The sequence below is a fragment of the Mesorhizobium wenxiniae genome (assembly GCF_002284535.1).
Classification (GTDB): Bacteria; Pseudomonadota; Alphaproteobacteria; order Rhizobiales; family Rhizobiaceae; genus Mesorhizobium; species Mesorhizobium wenxiniae.
Genome location: NZ_NPKH01000023.1, coordinates 567,005 through 588,497 on the forward strand (window position 1 = coordinate 567,005; position 21,493 = coordinate 588,497).

Sequence of the window (21,493 nt, forward strand, 5' to 3'; positions counted from 1 at the left end):
CCCGCGCATGAATTCCGGAGCGATCCTCGAAGCCGCGGGATTGACTAAGGAATTTGGGGGTTTCGTCGCTGTCAGCAATGTCAACCTGACAGTCGAGCGAGGATCGATCCACGCGCTGATCGGGCCCAACGGCGCAGGCAAGACGACCCTCTTCAACTTGCTGACCAAATTCCTCCAGCCGACGCGCGGCGCGATCCGCTACCAAGGCCGCGACATCACCAGGATGCAGCCGGCCGACATTGCGCGGCTGGGCCTTGTGCGCTCCTTCCAGATATCGGCGGTGTTTCCGCACATGACGGCACTCGAGAATGTCCGCATTGCGCTGCAGCGCCGGCGCGGCGACAGTTTCGATTTCTGGCGTTCCGAGAAAGTGCTCTCCAAGCTCAATAGCGAGGGTGCGGCTCTTCTCGCCGATGTCGGCCTGACCGAGTTTTCGGATATCCGCGCCAGCGATCTGTCCTACGGCCGCAAACGCGCGCTTGAGATCGCGACGACGCTGGCGCTGAACCCTGAAATGCTGCTCCTCGACGAGCCTATGGCCGGCATGGCGCAAGAAGACATCGAGCGCATCTCGGCGCTGATCCGGCGCATCTCCAAGAACCGCACCATTTTGATGGTTGAGCATAATCTTTCGGTCGTAGCCTCGCTGTCGAACCGCATCACCGTGCTCGCGCGCGGCAAAGTCCTCGCCGAAGGCGACTATGCCGCGGTTTCCAAAGATCCGCGCGTTATCGAAGCCTATATCGGGGCCGGACATGGTTGAAGTTGAACTGACGAGCAGGCCGGCTCCTGCCCCCTCGGCGAGACCGCTGCTGCGCGTCGATGGCCTGCAGGGCTGGTACGGCGAGAGCCATGTGCTTCACGGCGTAAGTTTCGAGATTGGCGAAGGCGAAGTGGTGACGCTGCTCGGCCGCAACGGCGCCGGCAAGACGACGACGCTGAAGGCAGTCATGGGCATCCTTTCCAGGCGCTCGGGCTCGGTCACCTATGACGGCCGCGAGACGATCAAGCTGCCGTCGCGGTTGATCGCACAGATGGGCATCGCCTACTGCCCAGAGGAACGCGCTATCTTTTCCAGCCTTTCGGTCGAGGAGAATTTGATGCTGCCGCCGCAGGTGCGCCCCGGTGGGCTCAGCGTCGAGCAGATTTTCGAGCTTTTCCCGAACCTGAAGGAGCGGCTTTCGAGCCAAGGCACAAAGCTTTCGGGCGGCGAACAGCAGATGCTCGCCATCGGCCGGATCTTGCGGACGGGTGCGAAGCTTTTGCTGCTCGATGAGCCGACCGAAGGGCTTGCGCCCGTCATCGTGCAGCAGATCGGCCGCACCATTGCCCGGCTCAAGGACGAGGGATTCACGATCGTGCTCGTTGAACAGAATTTTCATTTCGCCGCGTCGGTCGCGGACCGTCACTACGTGGTCGAACAGGGGCGCGTGATCGACACGATCCCCAATGACGAACTCGACGCCAACATCGACAAACTGCACGCCTATCTCGGTGTCTGAGGCAATCATCAACGGCGCGTTGCGCCGCAATCGGAGGAGAGTAGCGATGAAAAAAATGGGGTTTATTCTGGCTTCGCTGACGAGCCTGCTGATGGCCGGCACGGCCCACGCCACGGATGTCAAGATCGGCGTTCTGAATGACCGTTCCGGCATCTATGCAGACATCGCCGGTGAAGGTTCGGTCATCGCGGCCCAGATGGCGGCGGAAGACTTCAAGGCGGCGGACAAGGGCATCAACGTGTCGATCGTCTCCGCCGACCACCAGAACAAGCCGGACGTCGGCTCGAACATCGCCCGCCAGTGGTACGACACTGAAAATGTCGATGTAATCGCCGATGTGCCAACCTCGTCGGTGGCGCTCGCCGTCAACGAGATCACAAAGGAGAAGAACAAGATCTTCCTCGCCTCGGGTCCGGCCTCGTCCGACCTCACCGGCAAAGCATGTTCGCCCAACACCGTCCACTGGACCTACGACACCTGGGCGCTTGCCAACGGCACGGGCTCGGCCATGGTCGCAGAAGGCGGCGATAGCTGGTTCTTCGTCACGGCAGACTACGCCTTCGGCCACGCGCTCGAGCGCGATACGTCGGCGGTCGTCGAAGCATCGGGCGGCAAGGTTCTCGGCGCTGTCCGTCATCCTTTCCCCGGCCAGGATTTCTCGTCCTTCCTGCTGCAGGCGCAAGGGTCGGGTGCCAAGGTCGTCGGCCTCGCAAATGCCGGCGGCGACACGATCAACGCGGTCAAGCAGGCGTCGGAATTCGGCATCACGCAGGGTGGCCAGGCGCTCGCCGCCCTGCTGATGTTCATCAATGACGTGCATGCGCTTGGCCTCGACGTGGCGCAAGGCCTCGTGCTCACCAGCGCGTTCTACTGGGACAAGGACGATCAAACGCGGGCATTCTCTGCCCGCTTCCAGGAGCGGAATGCCGGACAAAAGCCTTCGATGATCGAGGCGGGAGTCTACGCTTCGGTCCTGCATTACCTTAAAGCCGTCGAGGCCGTTGGTGACAAGGATGCGGCCAAGGTGATGGCCAAGATGAAGGAAATGCCGACCGACGATCCGCTGTTCGGCAAGGGTACGATCCGCGCCGACGGGCGCAAGCTGCACGACATGTATCTGTTCCGCGTAAAGAAGCCGGACCAGTCGAAGGGGCCATGGGACTATTTCGAGACGGTGGCCACCATTCCGGCCGACAAGGCGTTCCGCCCGCTCGCCGAAGGCGGCTGTTCGCTCGTTAAATAAGCAGCCCTCGCCAACGACGCGCCGAACCGCTCGGCGCGTCGTCTCGTCGACAAGTCAGCTGGAGCGACCATGTTCGAACTGCTTGGAATTCCGCCGCAGGTCCTGTTCGGCCAGTTGCTGCTCGGGCTGATCAATGGGTCCTTCTACGCGGTTCTGAGCCTCGGGCTGGCGGTCATCTTCGGTCTCTTGAACATCATCAATTTCACGCATGGCGCGCAGTACATGCTGGGCGCCTTCGGCGCTTGGATGCTGCTCAACTATCTCGGCGTCGGTTACTGGTGGGCTGTGTTCATCGTTCCGCCGATCGTCGGCGTCACCGGGATCGTGCTCGAGCGCGTGCTGATCCGACGGCTCTATCACCTAGACCATCTCTACGGACTGCTTCTCACTTTCGGCCTGGCGCTGATAATCGTCGGCTTCTTCCGCCAGTTTTTCGGCGTATCTGGCCTGCCTTACCCGCCGCCGCCGCTTTTGACCGGCGGGCATAATCTCGGTTTCATGTACCTGCCCAATTCGCGCGCCTGGGTGATTGTGGCTTCCCTGATCGTGTGCCTCGCGACCTGGTTCATCATCGAAAAGACCCGGCTTGGCGCCTATCTGAGGGCAGCGACCGAGAACCCGACGATGGTCGGCGCGTTCGGCATCAACGTGCCGCTGCTGGTCACGCTCACATATGGCTTCGGCGTCGCACTCGCGGGTTTCGCCGGCGTGCTCGCCGCGCCGATATACGCAGTCAATCCGAACATGGGGGCAGACCTGATCATTGTCGTCTTCGCCGTCGTCGTCATCGGCGGCATGGGCTCAATCCTGGGCTCGATCCTCACCGGCTTTGGGCTTGGGTTGATCGAGGGCCTGACCCGCGTGTTCTATCCGGAAGGCTCGGCCGTGGTGATCTTTGTCATCATGGCGCTCGTGCTGCTCGTCAAACCCGCCGGTCTGTTTGGGCGGAGTGTGTGATGGCAACCGACACCAACCCGATCGCTATGGCGACCATCACGTCCGTTGGCGCCGCGGGCATGCCCCGTCACCACCTTGCGATCTTCGCCGCGCTTTTCGTCTTCCTCATCGCCGCGCCATTTCTGCTCTATCCGATCTTTGTCATGAAGGTGCTGTGCTTCGCGCTGTTTGCCTGCGCCTTCAACCTGTTGCTCGGCTTTGGTGGCCTCCTGTCCTTCGGCCACGCAGCCTATTTCGGCATGGCAAGCTACGTCTCGGCCCATGCGGCAAAGGTGTGGGGTCTGACGCCTGAACTTGCCATTATCGCGGGCACGCTGGTGGCAGCCGTGCTCGGTCTCGCCATCGGTTCCCTCGCCATTCGCCGCCACGGCATCTATTTCGCCATGGTGACACTGGCTTTTGCGCAGATGATCTATTTCTTCTCGCTGCAGGCGGCGTTTACCGGCGGCGAGGACGGCATCCAGGCCGTGCCGCGCGGCCATCTGTTCGGGCTGATCGACCTGCGCTCGAGCGAAGTCCTCTATTTCTTCGTGCTCGCCGTCTTCTTCGCCGGCATATTGCTGATCTACCGGATTATCCATTCGCCGTTTGGACAGGTGTTGAAGGCGATCCGCGAGAACGAGCCCCGCGCGATCTCGCTGGGCTATCGGGTCAACCGCTACAAGCTCGCCGTATTCGTGCTGTCGGCCACGCTCGCCGGCGTCGCCGGTGCAACCAAAGCAATCGTGTTCCAATTGGCGTCGCTTACCGACGTCTACTGGACCATGTCCGGCGAGGTCGTGCTGATGACGCTCTTGGGCGGCATGGGCACAGTGTTCGGACCGATCGTCGGCGCGGCAGTCATCGTCACGATGCAGAACTACCTCGCGACATTCGGCGACTGGGTCACCATCGGCCAGGGCATCATCTTCGTTGTCGCGGTGCTGTCGTTCCGGGAGGGCATCGTTGGCGTCCTGGCAAAATGGATCCGGAAGCCGCTCTGAACGAGCATGAGGCCGAAATTTCGGATCATCAACGGTCGACATCGAGAAGTCGACTCACAAAGACGTTTGAGCGTCAGGTTCGGCCAAGTTAGCCGCAGCGGATGCGGGCGACAGCGTCCCCAACCGTGCAGATTCCTCATCGGATGTGACAACCAGCAATTCGGGCTGTTACGAAAATTCAACTCTGGCGCCTTCCCGGGCGCGCGTGTTGACGTCGCAATCCGCAGGCTAGCACCCTATCTACGCCACATGAACGACATCACGAACAGACGCGCGCTTCTACTCGTCAATCCGAAGGCACGACGCGGGCAGGAATCTATCGCACCGGTCGTTGAGCGGCTGGAAGCCGGTGGGCTCCGCGTCAGCGTCGAGACGTTTGAGGCGCTGCCCGAGATAGCACGCGACATCGTTCGCGTTCGCCATAGGGCCGATCTTGTGATCGTGTGCGGCGGCGATGGCTCGGTGTCCTCGGCGGCGGTCGCGGTTATGGAGAGCCGGCTGCCGATGGGTATCATTCCGATGGGGACGGCGAACGATTTGGCGCGCACCCTCGAAATACCGTTGGATTTGGGGAAGGCGGCCGACGTGATCGTAGAGGGCGGACGACGTCTGATCGACATCGGAACCGTCAATGGTCACGCTTTCTTCAACGTTGCGAGCATCGGCCTCAGCACCGATCTTGCGCAGGGTCTCGATCCGGCGCTGAAGAAGCGTTTCGGCAGGTTTGGCTATGCCTTGGCGGCCATGAAAGTGTTGACCAAGGCCCGCCTCTTCGAAGCTAGGATTACCGAAAAGGGCGTAGCGACCGAAGTCAAGACCTACCAGATTGCAGTCGGCAACGGCCGCCACTATGGCGGCGGCAACATCGTCGAGGAGACGGCGGAGATCGACGACGGTCATCTCGACCTGTACAGCCTGGAAATGACGAACCTCTGGAAAATGGCGCTTATGCTGCGCTCGTTCCGCTCAGGCACGCATGGCGCCTGGAGCGAGGTTCGCACAGCGAGATGCGTCGAGTTTGACATCGAGACGAAAAGGCCGATGCCGGTGAACACTGATGGGGAGATCGTCACCTCGACCCCGGCGCATTTCAAGGTCCACCCGAAGGCGATTTCGGTGTTCGCGCCTGCTGGCGCGCGCATACAGCCCAGCACAAAGGTGCTTGATGATGCGGTCAGCGCAAATAGCGGATAGACTGGCGATCAAGCGCGCGTCGAATAAACCCAACCGCCTGCGGTCATCTCTCGATCAGGAGCCCGCGCCTCTGGAAGAGGGACGCGGGCTGATCGGGCAACAGCAATTGTCGTCAGCGAGAACACGCCGCAAAGCCGCTAACTTTCGTCTCAAAGCCTTTATTCCAGACCCAAAAGCCCGCCGCACCTTTCGGCGCTGCGGATGAGCGCGACCGACTAAAACTTGTCCGAGAGTGTCTGATGCAGTCGATCCATCAGAAATTGTTCATCATCTCCGGGATCGTCGACGAGGCAGCCGGCGCCATGACAACCCTGGTAGCTGCCGTGCTCGTCAAAGTTGGGTTCACCCTCCTTGTCGAACTGGGGAGTGTTGTCGACAGCCCTATCCGGGTCGTCGCCCATGCAGCCGACGCCCTGGCAACCATTGTAGCCGTTGGTCACGGCCTGCAGGCCCCACCCCGGTAACAATGGCTGCAATATGGAACGGTCACCTGACCCTACATAGCCTTCAGACACGTCTTTGATCATTGCTTGAGGAACGCGCCCGTGTAAGTCTGGCCGGCAAGCCTAACGGTTCCGGCCAGGGTTCTGTCGGGCCGCATGACAAAACTGACGTCTGCGCCATTCGGTAGGCGCTCAAGCTTCAACGTACTCCCCACAATTCTTCCAGCGCCGGCGGCCTCTCCCGGATGGTTGTCGCCCAGGGTTCCCCACGCATAGGTAACCGTTACCTTCCCATTGGAAGAAATCGTCTGAACAGCAAGTATGGCGTCATACATCCCATCCAATCGTCCGGCCCATAGACCCGAAAAAACAGCATACTTTGTCGGAACGGCCTTGTCAGGCGGAGTGACCGCCACGGATTGATGCATAATTGCTGAGTCGGAGGGAACAGCCGCAGGATCCGAGGCAGTTTGGGCGGGAATGGTACCAAGTTCTAATGCAGGTTCGGGAGCGGGTTGCGGCGATTCAGGAGCCGATTGGCACGCGGTTATGGCAAGCGCCGCGAAACCAAGCATTGCGTTGCACAATCGGCGTGCCATCTTCTGGTGCCCCGGCCATCTCTAGATCTAGCGCAGGCTAACCTTATCGCGCGTTTTCACGACCTCTGTCTACCCAAGGTATCTCGTACAACAGCGGCTCGTCGAAGGACGTGCAGCGGTCGTCAGTGAACGCCTCCCTTCGTCGCCCAAGTAGCCGCCTGGGCGACAGCAAATGTTTTTAATTCAAACATTTACGCAGAATTTTCGATCTATTTTCTAGGTTTGGCTTTCGACCACAGATGCCTTAAGCTGCTATCGACGCAGCCGCTACCGTCTCGTCCGCGACGCCATCCACCATCACATGACCGATGCCCCGCGAGCAGCGCTCGATCCGCGCCTCGACGCGGTACACATCGCGCAAAAGCGCCGGGGTGACAACATCTTCCGGCGTGCCGCAGGCAATCATCCGGCCGTCTGCAATGACGATGCATTTGTCAGCGAAGCGCAGGGCCTGATTGAGGTCGTGAATTGCGATCAGCACCGCAATCCCGTGCTTGCGCGCAAGCCCGCGCATAAAGCTCAGCACCTCGACCTGCCGGTGCAAGTCAAGCGCGGACGTCGGCTCGTCCATGAGCAGGATTTCAGGTTCGCGGGCGAGGGTCTGGGCGATGCTCACCACCTGCCTTTGCCCCCCGCTCAATTCTCCGACATTGCGAAAGGCAAGATCCGAGATGCTGAGCGCGGCCAGGATGCCGTCTACGAGTGCGAGGTCGCCATCGCTAACCGACCAGGCAGAGCCCTGCTTGCGGGCGAGCAGGATCGATTCATAGACGGTCAGCACCGCGTTGGCTGCCGTATCCTGCGGCATGTAGCAGATGCCGTCCGGTCCCTTCGCCGCTCCCTCGAGGCAGACGCGCCCCGGGCCTTTCAAGAGCCCTGCGATGCGCTTGAACAGCGTTGACTTGCCCGCTGCGTTTGGCCCGATAACGGCGACTACCTCGCCACCTCGGAAAATGGGAGTTGAAACGTCCGAAAGGACGAGCCGCGTCCCGTGGAAGGCTCCGAGACCATCGAGCCTGATCGTTACCATGAACGCCTCACATTCGAGAGGATCAGCGAGATGAAGAAGGGAATGCCGATAAGCGAGGTGACGATGCCGATCGGGAAGATCGTGCCTGGAATGAGCGACTTGCTGGCAACCGAACTTGCCGAAAGGATGAGGGCGCCAGCAAGCGCTGAAGCGGGCAGGAAGAAGCGTTGATCTTCCCCGATCAGCATGCGGGCGATGTGCGGACCGACGAGCCCGATGAAGCCGATGGTGCCGACGAAGGCGACGGGAATGGCAGCAAGCAGGCTCACCATCATCATGGTTTCGAGCCTCAGGCGTGCGACCTTGACCCCAAAGCTCGCGGCCTTGTCTTCGCCTAGCCGCAACGCCGTCAGCGCCCAGGCGCGGCGCGCGAATATCGGCAGCGTTGCGATAAGGATGAGGCTGGTGATGATGAGCTTGGGCCAGGTGGCCTTGGTGAGGCTTCCCATCGTCCAGAACACGACCGCGGCGAGCGCCTGCTCCGAGGAAAGATACGCGACGAGCGACAGCAGCGCATTGAAGGTGAATACGAGCGCGATGCCGAGAAGCACGATGGTTTCGACCGTCACGCCGCGCTTGAGACTCAGCAGGTGGATGACGAGCGCGGTCAGCATGGCCACCACGAAGGCGTTGAGCGGCACGACATATTCGATCGCGGCGGGGATGAGCGCGACGCCGAAGGCGAGCGCGAGCGCGGCGCCGAAGCTGGCCGCCGCCGAAATGCCGAGCGTGAAGGGACTGGCGAGCGGATTATTGAGGATGGTCTGCATCTGTGCACCGGCGACCGACAGTGCTGCGCCAACGACCACGGCCATCAGCGCGATGGGAAGCCGAATTTCCCACAGTACGACGCGCACCTGAAGGGGCACGCTGGCGGGAGAAACGAGCGCGAGCACCACCTGGTCGAGGCTGTAGCTGGCAGGGCCGAGCGCAAGATCGACGCAAAGACTCAGGAGCAGCGCCAGGGCGAGCCCTGCGAGCATGAGCTGCTTGCGCAGAACAAGTGCGCGGTAGAGGCCGCGCCCTTCCTTGGCCGACAGTGCAGCGGGTTCACTGCTCATCGGAGAGCGAGACCCAATGGCCAGGCCTGTATTCGACCGGCAGGAACTTCTCGTGCAGCTCCTTGAAGGTGGCCTCAGCATCCAGATCGCCGAACAGGTCGGGATGCAGCCACTTGGCCATCTGCTGGATCGCGACGAACTGATAGGGGCTGTTGTAGAACTGGTGCCAGATGGCGTGGATCCGCCCGTTCTCCACCGCCTTGATGCCGGTGAGGGCGGGCCGCTCCGTCAGGCCCTTGAGTTTCTTCAGTGCTGCCGCTTCGTCCGCGCCGGGACCGACGCCGACCCATTTGCCACCCGGCACATAGGCCTCCCAGTTACCGCCCGTAACAATCACCTGGTCGGGATCGCTCGCGATGATCTGTTCGGGATTGAGCGCGCCAAAAGTGCCCGGGATCAGATCCGCCGCGATATTCCGGCCGCCGGCCATCTCGACGAACTTGCCGAAATTGTCGTTGCCGAAGCTCATGCAGCAGTCATCGGAATAGCCCCCGGCGCGTTCGACGAAGACGGTTGGGCGCTTTGGATCCTTCTCTGCGATCACCTCGGTGACGCGCGCGATCTGTGCGGCGCGGTAGGCGATGAACTCCTCGGCCCGCTTTTCCTGGCCAAAGAGCTTGCCGATGAGGCGCATGCTCGGCTCGGTGTTGGTGAAGGGATGCTCGCGGAAATCGACATAGACCACCGGAATGCCAACGGCGGCGAGCTTTTCGATATATTGCGCGTCCTCCGTTGCCTGCTTGGACTCGATGTTCATGATCATCACGTCCGGCTGAAGCGCGATGGCCTGCTCGATGTCGAAGGTGCCGTCCTTGAAACCGCCGAAGGTCGGGATCGTGGCCATCGAGGGGAATTTTTCCAGATAGACGGCGTAATTGTCGGGATCGGCCTGGGAGAAATCCTCGCGCCAGCCAACGATTCGCTTGAAGGGGTTGTCGGTATCGAGCGCGGCGATCAGGTAGATTTGCCGGCCTTCGCCGAGGATGACCTTCTCTACCGGCGTCTTCACTTCGACCTTACGGCCACTAATGTCGGTGACGGTCCCGGCGCGCGCGCCGAGGGTAAGCGGCATGAAGGCCGCGAGGGCGACCGCGGCCGCAAATATCGACTTCAAAATCATTGTGCTCTCGCAATTCAGTTTTGCCCACCCCGCTTAGAAAACGTGAATTGTGTAATCAAGTATTATCTTTTAGAGCAATTCCAATGTACCGCTTTTGGGGAGAGCGTTTCGGGCAATGACGGCTCACGCAAACTATTCGCTGCGCGACGAAATTCGGGACTATTGGTCCGATCGCGCCGAGACGTTCGACCTGCAGGTTGGCCACGAGATTTTTTCCGAGCGCGAGCGCGTTGCCTGGCATGCGCTCATAAGCAGGCACCTTGGGCCTGGCGCCGGGCGGGCGGCTCTGGATCTTGCCTGTGGGACAGGCGTCATTTCGCATCTGATGCACGATCTAGCCTTTGTGGTGACAGGCCTCGACTGGTCGGAAGCCATGCTTGCCAAGGCGCGCGCCAAGGCACAAAAACGCGGCGCCGATATCCGCTTCATCCTGAGGGATGCTGAACGGACGCTCGAGGACAGGGCGAGCTACGATGTCATCGTCACCCGTCACCTGGTCTGGACGTTGGTGGATCCGAAGACGGCCTTTGCCGAATGGTTCTCGCTGCTGAAGCCCGGCGGCAAGCTGCTGATCATCGACGGCGATTTCGTCAGCCGCAACTGGGCGATGGGTTTGCGGGAACTTTGGGAGAAGCTCACGGCCGGCAAGTCCCGGGTCTCGGACAATGACGGCGCCTCCATGGCCAGACGCCATCAGAGCATTCTTGCTCGTATCTATTTCTCGGGCGGCGCACGGGCGGAAGAGATAGCGCGCTTGCTGGCCGAAGCCGGGTTGGAGCAGCCTGTCGTCGACTGGAAACTGGGCGCGATCCATCGCGCTCAGTCTCGACAGATGAGTTGGCCCAAGGCGCTCGAACGCGTCACTCAACATCGCTTCGCGATCTGCGCGACAAAGCCGCAGTAGACTCCTCGGCGCTGCCGGCGTCAGGATGGCGCGGGCGGCGGCACGACTGCGAATAGCTGCCGATCTGCGGTCAGCTCACATGCGCCACCGAGTATTATTTCTTCTGACTGGCGTCCTGCAAGATCATTTCCGATGCCTTCTCCGCGATCATCACCACTGGAGAGTTGGTGTTGCCGGAAACGATCGTCGGCATAATCGAAGCGTCGACGACGCGCAGGCCAGAAATGCCGTGCACCCGCAGCCGGCCGTCGACCACCGCCATCGAGCCTGCGCCCATCTTGCAGGTGCCGACCGGGTGGAAAATCGTAGTACCGATATCGCCGGCCTTGCGGACGAGATCTTCGTCGCTTTCATATTGTGTACCGGGCAACATTTCCTCAGGCGCGAAACGGGCAACGGCGCGCGCCTTCATCAAGCGGCGGACATGGCGAAGCGAGGCTACGGCGACGGTCCTGTCTCCCTCGGTAGACAAATAGTTCGGCCGGATCTTCGGGGCACTCGGCGGATCGGGTGCCTCTATGTGGACGGTGCCGCGGCTTTCCGGTCTGAGGTTGCAGACCGAAACCGTGACCGCGGGGAAGCGATGCAGCGGCTCGTCCGGCCGGTCAGTGCTCAACGGCTGGACATGGTATTCGAGATCGGGCGTTTCCAGGCGTGGGTGGCTTCTGGCGAAGATGCCAAGCTGGCTGGGCGCCATCGACAGCGGTCCGGTGCGACGAATAGCGTATTCGACGCCCATGGCCGCGCGGCTGAACAGATTGTGGTAGCGCTGGTTCAGCGTCGAGGCATTGGCGACCTTGAAGACTGTGCGGATCTGCAGATGATCCTGCAGGTTCTCGCCGACGCCTTCCAGCGCGTGGCGAACCGGAATTCCTGCTGCGCCAAGCACGGCAGGTCGGCCGACGCCGGAAAGCTCGAGCAGCTTCGGGGAATTGATCGCGCCAGCGGCAAGTATCGTCTCGCCTGCCCGCGCACGATGCAGTTGACCGCCCATTCGGAAAATAACACCAGTGACGCAAGCTCCATCGAAATTTAGCTTCTCGGTCTCGGCGCCGGTCACGACGCGCAAATTCGGCCGCCGCAGCACGCTGCGCAGGAACGCTTTCGAGGTATTCCAGCGCACGCCCTTCCGCTGGTTGACCTCGAAATAGCCTGACCCCTCGTTGGTCCCGCCATTGAAATCCTCCGTCCGGGGGATGCCGAGTTCCTCGGCAGCATCGCGGAACGCATCCAGGATTGGCCAGGACAGGCGCTGGCGCTCGACGCGCCATTCGCCACCGGCGCCATGAAGGTCGTTGGCGCCGCCAAAATGGTCCTCGGACTTGCGGAAATACGGAAGCACGTCATCCCAGCCCCAGCCAAGATTTCCGGCTTGCCGCCAGCCGTGATAGTCGGCCGCCTGGCCTCGCATGTAGATCATGCCGTTGATCGACGAGCAGCCGCCCAGAAGCTTGCCGCGCGGATAGTTGAGCGCACGACCGTTCAGGCCGGCTTCCGGCTCGGTCTTCATCAGCCAATCCGTGCGCGGGTTGCCCATGCAGTAGAGATAGCCGATGGGAATGTCGACCCAGTGATAGCGGTCGCTGCCGCCGGCCTCCAGAAGCAGCACGCGCATGGCTGGATTGGCCGACAGTCTGTTGGCCAGCACGCAGCCGGCTGAACCTGCGCCAACGATGATGAAGTCGTATTGTCCAAAATCGGCAGGGGTCTGTGTCAATCGGACATCCGTTCGCTTGCCATCCTGTCCCATAGCGGACCCATGGCCTGGTTGATTTCGCCATACAGGCGATAGCGCTGCTCATAGACCGGTGCGGTCTCGCTATTGGGCTGGTAGCAGCGGTCGGGCGCGGTCATCGCGGCCGCGCCTGAAGAGAAGTCGGCAAACAGGCCGACGCCTGACCCGGCTGCAATTGCAGCTCCCAGCGCACCAGTCTCGCGGCTGCGCGCTACCGTCACCGGGACGTCCAGCACATCGGCGAATATCTGCGGCCAGATGGCGCTGCGCGAGCCGCCGCCCGAAAGAACCGCCTGGCTGACGGTCGCTCCCGCTCGGCGCAGCGTCTCGACATGGCGCCGGTGTTCGAAGACGACCCCCTCGAACAGTGCGCGCAGCATATGCGCCCGCGTATGCCAGCCGGCGATGCCGTAGAAACCTGCACGCGCCTTGCCATTCTGCTGCGAGCCGTAAAGGAATGGGTGGTAGATCGGCATGTCTCCCGCGGGACCGACGGAAGCAACGAGCTCGCTGCAGATCTCGAATGGCGATGCGCCAGCCGGCGGCGCATGCTCGAAGAACTCACGGACGATCCATTCGAGATTTGCGGCCGAAGTGGCGCTCGATTCGATGGCGAGATAACGCACCGGATCGAACGTCGACAGCATGAAGATCGACGGATCGCGGATCGGCTCTTCGGTGATAACCTGGTTGATGCTCCAGGTGCCGGCAATGATGGAGGCGGCGCCGGTGCTGGTGACGCCCGAACCAATGGCGCTGGCGACGACGTCGAACAGACCCGCCACCACAGGCGTGCCCGCCCGAAGGCCGGTGGCTGCGGCGACATCGCGGGTGATTTGGCCGGCGATGTCGGAGGCCTCCAGCACGTTCGGCAGCAGTTCCATGCAATCGTCGAGCCCGTAGGCGGCCAGCAACTCACGCTCGTAGCGTCGGCCGGGCATCTGCAAAAGCCCGCAGCCCGACATATCCGAGGTCTCGGTCGAGCGCGCTCCGGTGAGGCGGTTGACGACAAAATCCTTGCACAGGAAGACGGTGCCTATTCGGGCAAAAAGCGCCGGATCATGGCGCCTGAGCCACGCCAGCAGAGTCGGCGTCTGCGCCGCCCAGGGCCGTTGCAGGCAGTGGACATAGGTCTGGTCGCCAACGCCTGCGGCCGCCCATTCGCTCACGATGCCGATGCCGCGTGTGTCGAGCGACTGGATGCCGAGCAGCGGGTCGCCGGCGCGGTCCAGCGCGTAGAGCCCGTTGCCGTGGCCGGCGCAGCCGATCACCGCGATGTCGCGGGCATCGATGCCCGACTGGTCGAGGCACTGACGGATGACCTCGACGGCGTTGCGCCACAATTCGCCGAGGTCCCGCTCGACATGGCCGGGCTTTGGCATGCAGGAGTGGCCGTCCCGAGCGGCAAGCGCGAGTTCGCGACCTGCCGTGTCGAAGATGATGGCCTTGATGACGGTGTTGCCCGCATCAAGACCCAGAATGTATTGCTGCATTGAAGCGCCTCCCAAGCTACCAAGGGTTATTGTTGTTGGTGGAGCTCCCAAGCTGCAGCGCCGTCCGCATTCTCATGGATGATCGCCATCAATCCTCTCACGACGGCACGAGGGTTGGAATGCTGGTATATGTTGCGGCCATAGACCATGCCTGCCGCGCCTTGTGCCATAAGCGCCGCCGACTTGTCGAAGACGGCGCGCAAATCCTCCCTGCCCCCACCGCGCACCAGGACAGGACAGCGCGCCGCCGCCACGACCCGGTGGAAGTCGTTCGGATCGGTGGTCGGGTCCGCCTTGATGATGTCGGCGCCCATCTCGCTTGCGAGCCGGGTCAGGGTGACGATCTTTTCTGGGTCGCCGTCGACCATGTAGCCCCCGCGCTCCGAGTTGGGCAGCATCGCCAGCGGCTCGATCATCAGCGGCAGGCCGTATCTTTCGCAGTCGGCGCGAACGCGGGCAATGTTGTGGACGCATTGCCGGAACAGGTCCGGCTCATCGGGCAGCATGAATAGATTGACGACCACGCAGGCCGCGTCCATCTCCAGCGCGCCGATCAGTGGCTCGGCTTCGTTCTGCAGGATGGCCCACATCGAGCGATGGCGGGTTTTGTTATATGGATTGCCCATGTCTATGCGCATGACCAATGCCGGCTTGTCCTTGCCAGGCAAGGACTGCAGCAGATCGGCCTGGCCATAATTCATCTGAATGGCGTCCGGTCCCGCGGCAACCAGCTGGGCGACGACGCCGGCCATATCCTCGAGCCCTTCCAGAAACGACGGCTCGTTGCACACGCCATGGTCGATTGCGACGTCGAGACAGCGCGCTCCCCCGAACAACCGGTTCATGCGGACTTTCTTGTTGATGCGCATTCGGCGCTCCTTCCTTGGTCTTTTTGGGATAGCTGGTCGAGATCGACGCCGTGCCGGTGTTGCAACAGGGCAAGGAAATCGGTGCGCTCGAATGCCTTGCGCGCGGCGTCCCAGTTCTTTTCGACAGCGAGAATATCGAGAACCGCATCGAGAAGGTCGGCCGAGAGAGCACCGGTGATGGCGATTGTCGTGCGGCGAAGCAACAGGTCCTCCAGCTGCTCGACATATTCGTTGGCGATGAGGTATCGAATCTCCCGGGCCGAGTAGTCGCTGCCGGGCAAGAGCTCGTCATGTCCCGCTGCCATATAGGCGGCGAAGGCATCCGCCGCGGTTCCGTAGCGCTCGAAGAGGCTGCGCATGCGGTCAAGCGACAGGCCGTGCGTCGCCGCGCGTTCTGCGCACCATTTTGCAGGGGCAGTGGGAAAATCCCGGCCGCCGCCGATCGGCATGTTTTCGGTGCCGACGACGCGCTGACGGTGCAATCGCTCGAGCACGATATCTGCTGCCAGTTCGCCGAACGATCGGAAGGTGGTCCATTTCCCGCCGATCATGCAGAGCGTCGGCGGCAGTATAGCGGCGCCCTCGACCAGTTCGCAGAAATGATCGCGGGGAATGCGCCCGGTAAAACTGTCTTGGCTTATCGGCAGCGGCCTCACCCCGGTGAACTGAAAGACGATGTCGGCATCAGTGATCTCGATCCCGGGAAACACGAATGACAGGGACTGCAGGATGTATTGCCGCTCGTCATCGACGCAGCGCGCCTGGTCGGGATCGTCGACACGGATGTCCGTCGAGCCGACCAGCACGTTGCCGAGATAGGGGAACAGGATGCAGATCCGGCCATCCTCGTTCTCGTAATAGATCATGTGACCGTCGAGCGCGTCATGAAGTTCGCGATTGTCGACGATCAGATGCGAACCTTTGGTGCCGCCCATAAGCTTCGGCGCAATGGCTCCGATTGCCGAATTGGTCAGGTCGATCCAGCCGCCTGTGGCATTGACGACGAGCCGCGGCTTCACGGCTACCGTTTCGCCAGAAAGTCGGTCATTAAGCACCAGGGTCGCGTCATCGAGCGATACGCGTGCATAGTTGAGCGCTCGAGCGGACGGCTTTTGGTTCATGGTGTCGCGCAGCATCTCGGTCCCCAACCGCTCGGGGTGGCTGACCCAGGCATCATAGTATGTCGCCGAATTGCGAATAGCAGGATTGATTGCAGGCCAGACCCTGAGTGTTTCGGCTCGGCTCCTGAATTTATGCGTCGGGACGATACGCCGTGCGGCGGTGAAGAAATCATACATCGCCAGGCCGGTCTTGATGACCAAAGCGCCGCGCCGGCCCGGACGACGGGTTAGCCCAAGGAAACGAAATGCGCCATTTGCGATGCCTGAGAACAGGTCGAAGATAGGCACCGTGGTTGGCAGTGGCGCAACGTAGTGCGGCGCGTTCTTCAACAGCCGATCGCGTTCGAGCAGAGATTCGCGGACCAGCTTGAACTCGCCGTTTTCAAGATAGCGCAAGCCGCCATGAACCATGCGCGAAAGGGCCGCGCTGGCGCCGGAACAATAATCGCCCTGTTCCGCGAGCAGCACATCAACGCCCTGCAAAGCGAGTTCGCGAAACACGCTGATGCCGTTAATGCCGCCGCCTATGACGAGCACGTCGACATCGGGGTTCTCGCGCAAGCCGGCGATCGTCTGGATGCGATTCATGTCAAGATGCGCTTTCGATCACGCATCTATCGCGACGAGATGCACGGCCACCGCCGCATCGACGGCCGCCAGTTCCGCAGCGCTCAGCGAAATCTCCCCTGCCCTGGCGTTGTCGCGCGCCTGCGCCGCGCTTCGCGCTCCACACAACGCGAAGGTGATACCGGGCTGCGCCAGCGTCCAGGCGATCACGATCTGCGCCATGCTTGCCTGGTGGACCTCCGCGACCGGGGCCAGGGCATGTTTCAAAACGGCTACCTTGCGCCGGTTGGCCTGAGAGAAGCGCGGATTGCTTTTGCGCTGGTCGTCGCCGCTGAACTCACGCGCCGGATCGATCGCGCCCGAAAGCAGGCCGAGCGCAAGCGACGAGTAACTGAGCGCAGCAACTTGATGCTGGCGCGCGATCGGCAGCAATGTCTGCTCAATCTCGCGATCCAGCATCGAATACCTTTCCTGGATCGCGTCGAGCTGGCCAGCTCCTACATACTGCTGCAGCTCGGCAGTGTTGAGATTGCTTGCGCCGATGGCGCGGATCTTGCCAGCTGATTTGAGGCGTTCGAGCGCTTCCATTGTCTCGGCAATGGGGGTCGTCGGGTCCTGCCAATGGGTGATGTAGAGATCGATATAATCGGTGCCGAGCCGCCTCAGGCTCTGCTCCACTTCATGAGCGATGCCATCGGCGCCCAGATATCGGTTCACCGGCTTTCCGTCCTGATCGAAGAAGTGATTGCCCTTTTTCGAATGCCAGTTCAGGCCACATTTGGTGGCGATGACCGCGCGGTCGCGCCGGCCCTTGATGGCCTTGCCGACGATCTCCTCGCTGCGGCCGAGACCGTAAGCCGGCGCGGTGTCGATCAACGAGACGCCGGCATCGATGGACGCCTGGATCGCAGCGATCGATTCAGCTTCATCCGTGCCACCCCACATCCAGCCGCCGATAGCCCAGGTTCCGAGCCCTACTGCCGACGTGACAACGCCGGACTTGCCGACGCGACGGGTGATTTGTCGAGAATTCATGCTGCATTTCCTTCAGCGAGCTCGAGGATCTTCAAGCCGGTGGTTTCGTCGGTGACGAGGGTATCGAGGTGAGAGCCGCGCATGGCACTGAGGATCGGGACCACCTTGCTTGCGCCGCTTGCGACCCCGATCGACTGCGGAATGGTCGCGAATTCCTCGAGCGTCAGCGAAACGAGTGAGTGGTTGAGGCGGTAGTCCGCGAGCTTGCCGCTGCCGTCTATGAGATGGGCGAGCAGCTCGCCCGCCGCGCCCGAGCGCTCGATGGCCAGCCGGTCGGCGCTTGAGGACGGGTGCAGATCGTAGTAGCTCGAATCGTCGGTCAGGATGGAGCCGATGCCGACGACCGCAAGCGTTGCTTCGCGCGCCTTGTTGAAGACATCCGAAACGGCCCGGACGCCCATCAGCATGTCACGTTGGGCCGGGCTGTCGGCAAACAGCGGCGCGTGAATCTGATAAGCGCGGCCGCCGAGTCTGTCGGCCATCAGAGACGCGACATGATTGACGTCGGTGTAATGCTTGCCCTGGACCAGGCCGGTCGCGGGAACAACCTCGACGTCGTAGCTGCGGCTCGGCTTGAGGCCAGCGACGACGGCACTCACCCCTTTGCCCCCGGTAATGGAAATCGTGTCGCCGTCCTTGATCGTCTCGAGCACCAGCCTGGCCGCGGCCTCGCCGACGCGCTGGAGCGCAGTCTGCGGATTGTCCGAAACGGAAGGGACGACGACGGCCCTTTGGAGTCCACCTATCGCGACCAGTCGCGCCTCGATGTCGACCAGTTGCTCGACCGGCGACTTGATCTTGATCTCGACAAGCCCGAGTTGATGACCGCGCTTGATCAGCCGGTTGACGGTCGCATGCGAGATGCCGAGCTCCTTGGCGATTTCAGCTTGCGTCTTGGCTTCCATGTAATGAAGCACAAGCGCCTGATACATCTGACGGACGATCGTGATGTCGTCCCGCGAATTGGTTGGTGACATGATTGGATGCTCAACTCTCGCGCTGCTGCTCAGGATTTCCTGCGATGCAGGAAGTGGTCGATCGATACTGCCGCGAGCAGGATGCATCCCTTGATCATGTCCTGCCAATAGACGGAGACGTCGAGCAGGATCAGCGAACTTGTGACGACCGAGAGCAGCGCCATGCCCAGTATGGCGCCGAAGATGGTGCCCGAGCCGCCATTGAGCGATGCCCCGCCAATCACCGCCGCGGCGATGATGTTGAGCTCCATGCCAGCGCCGAAGGTCGGGGTCGCAGCGCCAAAGCGCGACATGTAGATGACGCCGGCAAAGCCCGCCAGGGTCGAGCAGAGAACCGTGACCCAGAATTTAACCTGCTTGGTCTTGATGCCCGAAAATTGGGCCGCCTTCTCGTTGCTGCCGGTATAGAAGACCTTGCGGAAGGCGGTGGCACGCCGAAGCAGGAAATCGAAGATGGCTACGACCACAACAAAGATGACGATGACATAAGGCACATTGCCGAAGCTGCCCTGGCCGATCGCTTTGAACCCCGGCGGCAGGGTGAACAGCGACAGCGGGGTTCCCTTGGTGATGACAAGGCAAAGACCGCGCACGATCACCATCGCCGCCAGCGATGTGATGAAGTGATTGAGTCCGATGACGGTCACGAAGAAGCCCATCGCCGCGCCGATCAGCGCGCTGGCGCCTATCCCGATCAGGCTCGCGGTCCACGGGTCCAGACCCATCAGGAAGAGAGCGCCTGACACGACCATGGAGAAGCAGACCACCGACCCGACGGACAGGTCGATGCCGCCGACAATGAGAAGTATCGTCATGCCGACCACGACGATGCCTTCGATGGAGAAGCTCATCAGCATGGCGCGGAAATTTCCCCAAGTCAGGAAATGCGGCGAAGCGAATGTCATGGCGATGCACAGCGCCAGCATGATTGCGATCAGCCCCGCCTCGCGCATTGACCCAAGACGCAACCAGTTGCGCCCGCCAAGCCCGGGGGCGCTCGCCTTGAATTCAGCGTCCATGAGGGTTCCTCCGGTCTGTCTAAGCGACATTCTGTACCTGCCTTGCATTTGACCGTTGCTGACGGAGACCCGAAGCCAGCAGCATGATTGCCTCTTCGGTCAATTCGTCCGCGCCCAGTTCGCCGGCGATGGCACCTTCGTGTATGACAAGCACCCGGTCGCTGAGCCCGATTAATTCCGGAAGCTCGGATGAAATCACGATGACGCCGACGCCCCGCTCGGCGAGATCGCGAAGCAGGCGATGAATTTCCACTTTCGCGCCGACATCGACCCCGCGTGTGGGCTCGTCCAGAATGACCACTTTGGGGCCAACCGACAGAAGCCTGGCGATGGCGACCTTCTGCTGATTGCCACCGCTAAGCGTCGACACCTGTGCCTCGATGCCGCCCATGCGTACACCGTGGCGCTCGACCAGATCGGTGGCTTGCTTTGCCTCGGCGCGGCGATCGAGCAGCCCAAGCGGTGTGGTCAGTTTCCGAAGGTCCAGCGCGGAGATATTAGATGCAACCGACAGGTCCAGGAACAGGCCCGACGCCTTGCGGTCCTCTGAGAGGTAGACCAGGCCTGCGCGCACGGCATCGCTATAGGTCCTGATGCTGACCGGCTCGCCATTGAGTTCGACCGATCCCGACACCTTCGGGCGCAAGCCGCAAACGGTCTGGACCATCTCGCTGCGGCCCGCGCCAATCAACCCGCCGATGCCAAGAATTTCACCCGCACGAAGCGCGAAGCTGACGCCGTCGGAACCCTCTCGATAGGAGAGATTCCCGACCGACAGCACAGGGCGGTCGGTACGCCGTTCAGGCGAGAGCTTTTGCGGATAGAGCTGCGTGATTTCGCGCCCGACCATCTTGCGCACGACATCATTGGGAGTGACCGACGCGATAGAATCGGTCGCGACATATCTGCCGTCACGAAAGACCGTGACGCGGTCGCAGAGGTTGAATATCTCGGCCATGCGGTGGCTGATGTAGATAATTGAAATTCCGCGCGCCTTGAGATCGCGGACAATGGCGAAAAGGCGCCGCGCCTCGGTCTCGGTCAGGGCGGCTGTCGGCTCATCGAGCATCAGCACCCGGCATTCGAGCGTCAGCGCCTTGGCTATTTCTACAAGTTGCTGGTTGGAAATCGAAAGGTCGGCGACCGGCGTCTCGACCGGGATCGGCGCCAGCAGGTCCATTATCTTCTGCGCATCAATGTAGAGCCGGCGAAAATTCATCAGTGGCGCGCGCCGATTGTTGATGGCCGCCATGAGGATATTCTCGGCGACCGTAGCATCCTGGCAGAGCGCGATTTCCTGATGGACGAGGCCTATGCCAAGCCGCTGCGCGGCGGATGGTGATGCAATGGTGACGTCCTTGCCTTCGAGACGAATGGCGCCTTCGTCGGGTTGCACAATGCCGGCGATGATATTCATCAGCGTGGACTTGCCCGCGCCATTCTCGCCGCACAGCGCGTGAATTTCGCCCCGCTGCAGCGTGAAATCGACCCCGGTCAGCGCTTTGATGGCGCCGAAAGATTTCGATATGTCGCGGATTTCAAGAATGGCGGCGGCAGTCACTCCGTCCCCCTGCAGCGTTGAAGTTGACGGTTGGGTCGACGGGGCGCGAGCGCGCCCCGTCCCGGATCGAGCATCTTCGA

20 protein-coding genes are annotated in these 21,493 nt (G+C 61.6%); 7 read left to right on the top strand and 13 right to left on the bottom strand.

Going from position 1 to position 21,493, the window contains the following annotated elements; all coding sequences use genetic code 11:
• Nucleotides 1-7 precede the first annotated feature (7 nt).
• The 6 genes from CIT31_RS19215 (at nucleotide 8) to CIT31_RS19240 (ending at nucleotide 5,879) form a co-directional block, all read left to right on the top strand.
• The gene (locus CIT31_RS19215) at nucleotides 8-763 is read left to right on the top strand and encodes an ABC transporter ATP-binding protein (RefSeq protein ID WP_095519873.1); all 756 of its coding nucleotides are present in this window, start codon (nucleotides 8-10) and stop codon (nucleotides 761-763) included.
• Nucleotides 756-1,502 (top strand): ABC transporter ATP-binding protein, encoded by a 747-nt coding sequence (locus CIT31_RS19220; protein WP_095519874.1) that lies wholly within the window; start codon nucleotides 756-758, stop codon nucleotides 1,500-1,502. Before CIT31_RS19215 ends, CIT31_RS19220 begins: the two co-directional genes overlap by 8 nt.
• A gap of 55 nt (nucleotides 1,503-1,557) precedes the next feature.
• A complete protein-coding gene (locus CIT31_RS19225; RefSeq protein WP_240992870.1) occupies nucleotides 1,558-2,745 on the top strand; it encodes an ABC transporter substrate-binding protein in 1,188 nt (395 codons plus the stop codon).
• Nucleotides 2,746-2,814: 69 nt separating this feature from the next.
• Nucleotides 2,815-3,702 (top strand): branched-chain amino acid ABC transporter permease, encoded by an 888-nt coding sequence (locus tag CIT31_RS19230; protein ID WP_029355907.1) that lies wholly within the window; start codon nucleotides 2,815-2,817, stop codon nucleotides 3,700-3,702.
• On the top strand, nucleotides 3,702-4,685 hold the full coding sequence (locus tag CIT31_RS19235) for a branched-chain amino acid ABC transporter permease (protein WP_082982332.1): 984 nt from the start codon (nucleotides 3,702-3,704) through the stop codon (nucleotides 4,683-4,685). Before CIT31_RS19230 ends, CIT31_RS19235 begins: the two co-directional genes overlap by 1 nt.
• Before the next feature lie 249 nt (nucleotides 4,686-4,934).
• Entirely contained in the window at nucleotides 4,935-5,879 is a 945-nt protein-coding gene (locus tag CIT31_RS19240) for a lipid kinase (protein ID WP_095519875.1), read from the top strand.
• Between the two features lie 215 nt (nucleotides 5,880-6,094).
• On the opposite strand, the gene CIT31_RS19245 is transcribed toward CIT31_RS19240, so the two are convergent.
• From CIT31_RS19245 to CIT31_RS19265, 5 genes are all read right to left on the bottom strand, one after another.
• The gene (locus tag CIT31_RS19245) at nucleotides 6,095-6,406 is read right to left on the bottom strand and encodes a hypothetical protein (protein WP_095519876.1); all 312 of its coding nucleotides are present in this window, start codon (nucleotides 6,404-6,406) and stop codon (nucleotides 6,095-6,097) included.
• A complete protein-coding gene (locus CIT31_RS35250; RefSeq protein ID WP_245316377.1) occupies nucleotides 6,403-6,921 on the bottom strand; it encodes a hypothetical protein in 519 nt (172 codons plus the stop codon). Before CIT31_RS35250 ends, CIT31_RS19245 begins: the two co-directional genes overlap by 4 nt.
• A gap of 244 nt (nucleotides 6,922-7,165) precedes the next feature.
• Nucleotides 7,166-7,951, bottom strand: coding sequence for an ABC transporter ATP-binding protein (locus CIT31_RS19255; RefSeq protein ID WP_095519877.1), 786 nt, complete (start codon nucleotides 7,949-7,951; stop codon nucleotides 7,166-7,168).
• On the bottom strand, nucleotides 7,945-9,012 hold the full coding sequence (locus tag CIT31_RS19260; protein WP_095519878.1) for a FecCD family ABC transporter permease: 1,068 nt from the start codon (nucleotides 9,010-9,012) through the stop codon (nucleotides 7,945-7,947). Before CIT31_RS19260 ends, CIT31_RS19255 begins: the two co-directional genes overlap by 7 nt.
• Nucleotides 9,002-10,084 (bottom strand): ABC transporter substrate-binding protein, encoded by a 1,083-nt coding sequence (locus CIT31_RS19265; RefSeq protein WP_245316382.1) that lies wholly within the window; start codon nucleotides 10,082-10,084, stop codon nucleotides 9,002-9,004. Before CIT31_RS19265 ends, CIT31_RS19260 begins: the two co-directional genes overlap by 11 nt.
• Nucleotides 10,085-10,247: 163 nt before the next feature.
• Here CIT31_RS19265 and CIT31_RS19270 point away from each other — a divergent pair, with 163 nt between their 5' ends.
• Nucleotides 10,248-11,036 carry a class I SAM-dependent methyltransferase gene (locus CIT31_RS19270; RefSeq protein WP_095519880.1) on the top strand — a complete coding sequence of 263 codons (789 nt, stop codon included), beginning with the start codon at nucleotides 10,248-10,250 and terminating at the stop codon, nucleotides 11,034-11,036.
• Nucleotides 11,037-11,130: 94 nt separating this feature from the next.
• Here CIT31_RS19270 and CIT31_RS19275 read toward each other — a convergent pair whose 3' ends face one another.
• Genes CIT31_RS19275 through CIT31_RS19310 form a run of 8 tightly spaced genes read right to left on the bottom strand, consistent with a single transcriptional unit; the run spans nucleotide 11,131 to nucleotide 21,413 of the window.
• Nucleotides 11,131-12,753 (bottom strand): GMC family oxidoreductase, encoded by a 1,623-nt coding sequence (locus tag CIT31_RS19275; RefSeq protein ID WP_095519960.1) that lies wholly within the window; start codon nucleotides 12,751-12,753, stop codon nucleotides 11,131-11,133.
• Complete coding sequence (locus CIT31_RS19280; protein WP_095519881.1) at nucleotides 12,750-14,264, bottom strand: FGGY-family carbohydrate kinase; 1,515 nt, start codon at nucleotides 14,262-14,264, stop codon at nucleotides 12,750-12,752. The genes CIT31_RS19275 and CIT31_RS19280 overlap by 4 nt, the downstream gene beginning before the upstream one ends.
• 26 nt (nucleotides 14,265-14,290) lie before the next feature.
• Nucleotides 14,291-15,133 carry a class I fructose-bisphosphate aldolase gene (locus CIT31_RS19285; RefSeq protein ID WP_095519882.1) on the bottom strand — a complete coding sequence of 281 codons (843 nt, stop codon included), beginning with the start codon at nucleotides 15,131-15,133 and terminating at the stop codon, nucleotides 14,291-14,293.
• Complete coding sequence (locus tag CIT31_RS19290) at nucleotides 15,106-16,842, bottom strand: glycerol-3-phosphate dehydrogenase/oxidase (RefSeq protein ID WP_095519883.1); 1,737 nt, start codon at nucleotides 16,840-16,842, stop codon at nucleotides 15,106-15,108. Before CIT31_RS19290 ends, CIT31_RS19285 begins: the two co-directional genes overlap by 28 nt.
• An 18-nt stretch (nucleotides 16,843-16,860) precedes the next feature.
• On the bottom strand, nucleotides 16,861-17,856 hold the full coding sequence (locus tag CIT31_RS19295; RefSeq protein WP_095519884.1) for an aldo/keto reductase: 996 nt from the start codon (nucleotides 17,854-17,856) through the stop codon (nucleotides 16,861-16,863).
• Complete coding sequence (locus CIT31_RS19300) at nucleotides 17,853-18,833, bottom strand: sugar-binding transcriptional regulator (RefSeq protein WP_065007908.1); 981 nt, start codon at nucleotides 18,831-18,833, stop codon at nucleotides 17,853-17,855. The genes CIT31_RS19295 and CIT31_RS19300 overlap by 4 nt, the downstream gene beginning before the upstream one ends.
• 29 nt (nucleotides 18,834-18,862) lie before the next feature.
• Entirely contained in the window at nucleotides 18,863-19,852 is a 990-nt protein-coding gene (locus CIT31_RS19305; protein ID WP_029355877.1) for an ABC transporter permease, read from the bottom strand.
• Between the two features lie 19 nt (nucleotides 19,853-19,871).
• A complete protein-coding gene (locus CIT31_RS19310) occupies nucleotides 19,872-21,413 on the bottom strand; it encodes a sugar ABC transporter ATP-binding protein (RefSeq protein WP_095519885.1) in 1,542 nt (513 codons plus the stop codon).
• Nucleotides 21,414-21,493: the final 80 nt, after the last annotated feature.

What these genes read in the sequence shown, in the direction of transcription:
- CIT31_RS19215 (WP_095519873.1), top strand. Translation starts at nt 8, where the DNA reads ATGAATTCCGGAGCGATCCTCGAAGCCGCGGGATTGACTAAGGAATTT.
- CIT31_RS19220 (WP_095519874.1), top strand. Translation starts at nt 756, where the DNA reads ATGGTTGAAGTTGAACTGACGAGCAGGCCGGCTCCTGCCCCCTCGGCG.
- CIT31_RS19225 (WP_240992870.1), top strand. Translation starts at nt 1,558, where the DNA reads ATGGGGTTTATTCTGGCTTCGCTGACGAGCCTGCTGATGGCCGGCACG.
- CIT31_RS19230 (WP_029355907.1), top strand. Translation starts at nt 2,815, where the DNA reads ATGTTCGAACTGCTTGGAATTCCGCCGCAGGTCCTGTTCGGCCAGTTG.
- CIT31_RS19235 (WP_082982332.1), top strand. Translation starts at nt 3,702, where the DNA reads ATGGCAACCGACACCAACCCGATCGCTATGGCGACCATCACGTCCGTT.
- CIT31_RS19240 (WP_095519875.1), top strand. Translation starts at nt 4,935, where the DNA reads ATGAACGACATCACGAACAGACGCGCGCTTCTACTCGTCAATCCGAAG.
- CIT31_RS19245 (WP_095519876.1), bottom strand. Translation starts at nt 6,406, where the DNA reads ATGATCAAAGACGTGTCTGAAGGCTATGTAGGGTCAGGTGACCGTTCC.
- CIT31_RS35250 (WP_245316377.1), bottom strand. Translation starts at nt 6,921, where the DNA reads ATGGCACGCCGATTGTGCAACGCAATGCTTGGTTTCGCGGCGCTTGCC.
- CIT31_RS19255 (WP_095519877.1), bottom strand. Translation starts at nt 7,951, where the DNA reads ATGGTAACGATCAGGCTCGATGGTCTCGGAGCCTTCCACGGGACGCGG.
- CIT31_RS19260 (WP_095519878.1), bottom strand. Translation starts at nt 9,012, where the DNA reads ATGAGCAGTGAACCCGCTGCACTGTCGGCCAAGGAAGGGCGCGGCCTC.
- CIT31_RS19265 (WP_245316382.1), bottom strand. Translation starts at nt 10,084, where the DNA reads ATGCCGCTTACCCTCGGCGCGCGCGCCGGGACCGTCACCGACATTAGT.
- CIT31_RS19270 (WP_095519880.1), top strand. Translation starts at nt 10,248, where the DNA reads ATGACGGCTCACGCAAACTATTCGCTGCGCGACGAAATTCGGGACTAT.
- CIT31_RS19280 (WP_095519881.1), bottom strand. Translation starts at nt 14,264, where the DNA reads ATGCAGCAATACATTCTGGGTCTTGATGCGGGCAACACCGTCATCAAG.
- CIT31_RS19285 (WP_095519882.1), bottom strand. Translation starts at nt 15,133, where the DNA reads ATGCGCATCAACAAGAAAGTCCGCATGAACCGGTTGTTCGGGGGAGCG.
- CIT31_RS19290 (WP_095519883.1), bottom strand. Translation starts at nt 16,842, where the DNA reads ATGAATCGCATCCAGACGATCGCCGGCTTGCGCGAGAACCCCGATGTC.
- CIT31_RS19295 (WP_095519884.1), bottom strand. Translation starts at nt 17,856, where the DNA reads ATGAATTCTCGACAAATCACCCGTCGCGTCGGCAAGTCCGGCGTTGTC.
- CIT31_RS19300 (WP_065007908.1), bottom strand. Translation starts at nt 18,833, where the DNA reads ATGTCACCAACCAATTCGCGGGACGACATCACGATCGTCCGTCAGATG.
- CIT31_RS19305 (WP_029355877.1), bottom strand. Translation starts at nt 19,852, where the DNA reads ATGGACGCTGAATTCAAGGCGAGCGCCCCCGGGCTTGGCGGGCGCAAC.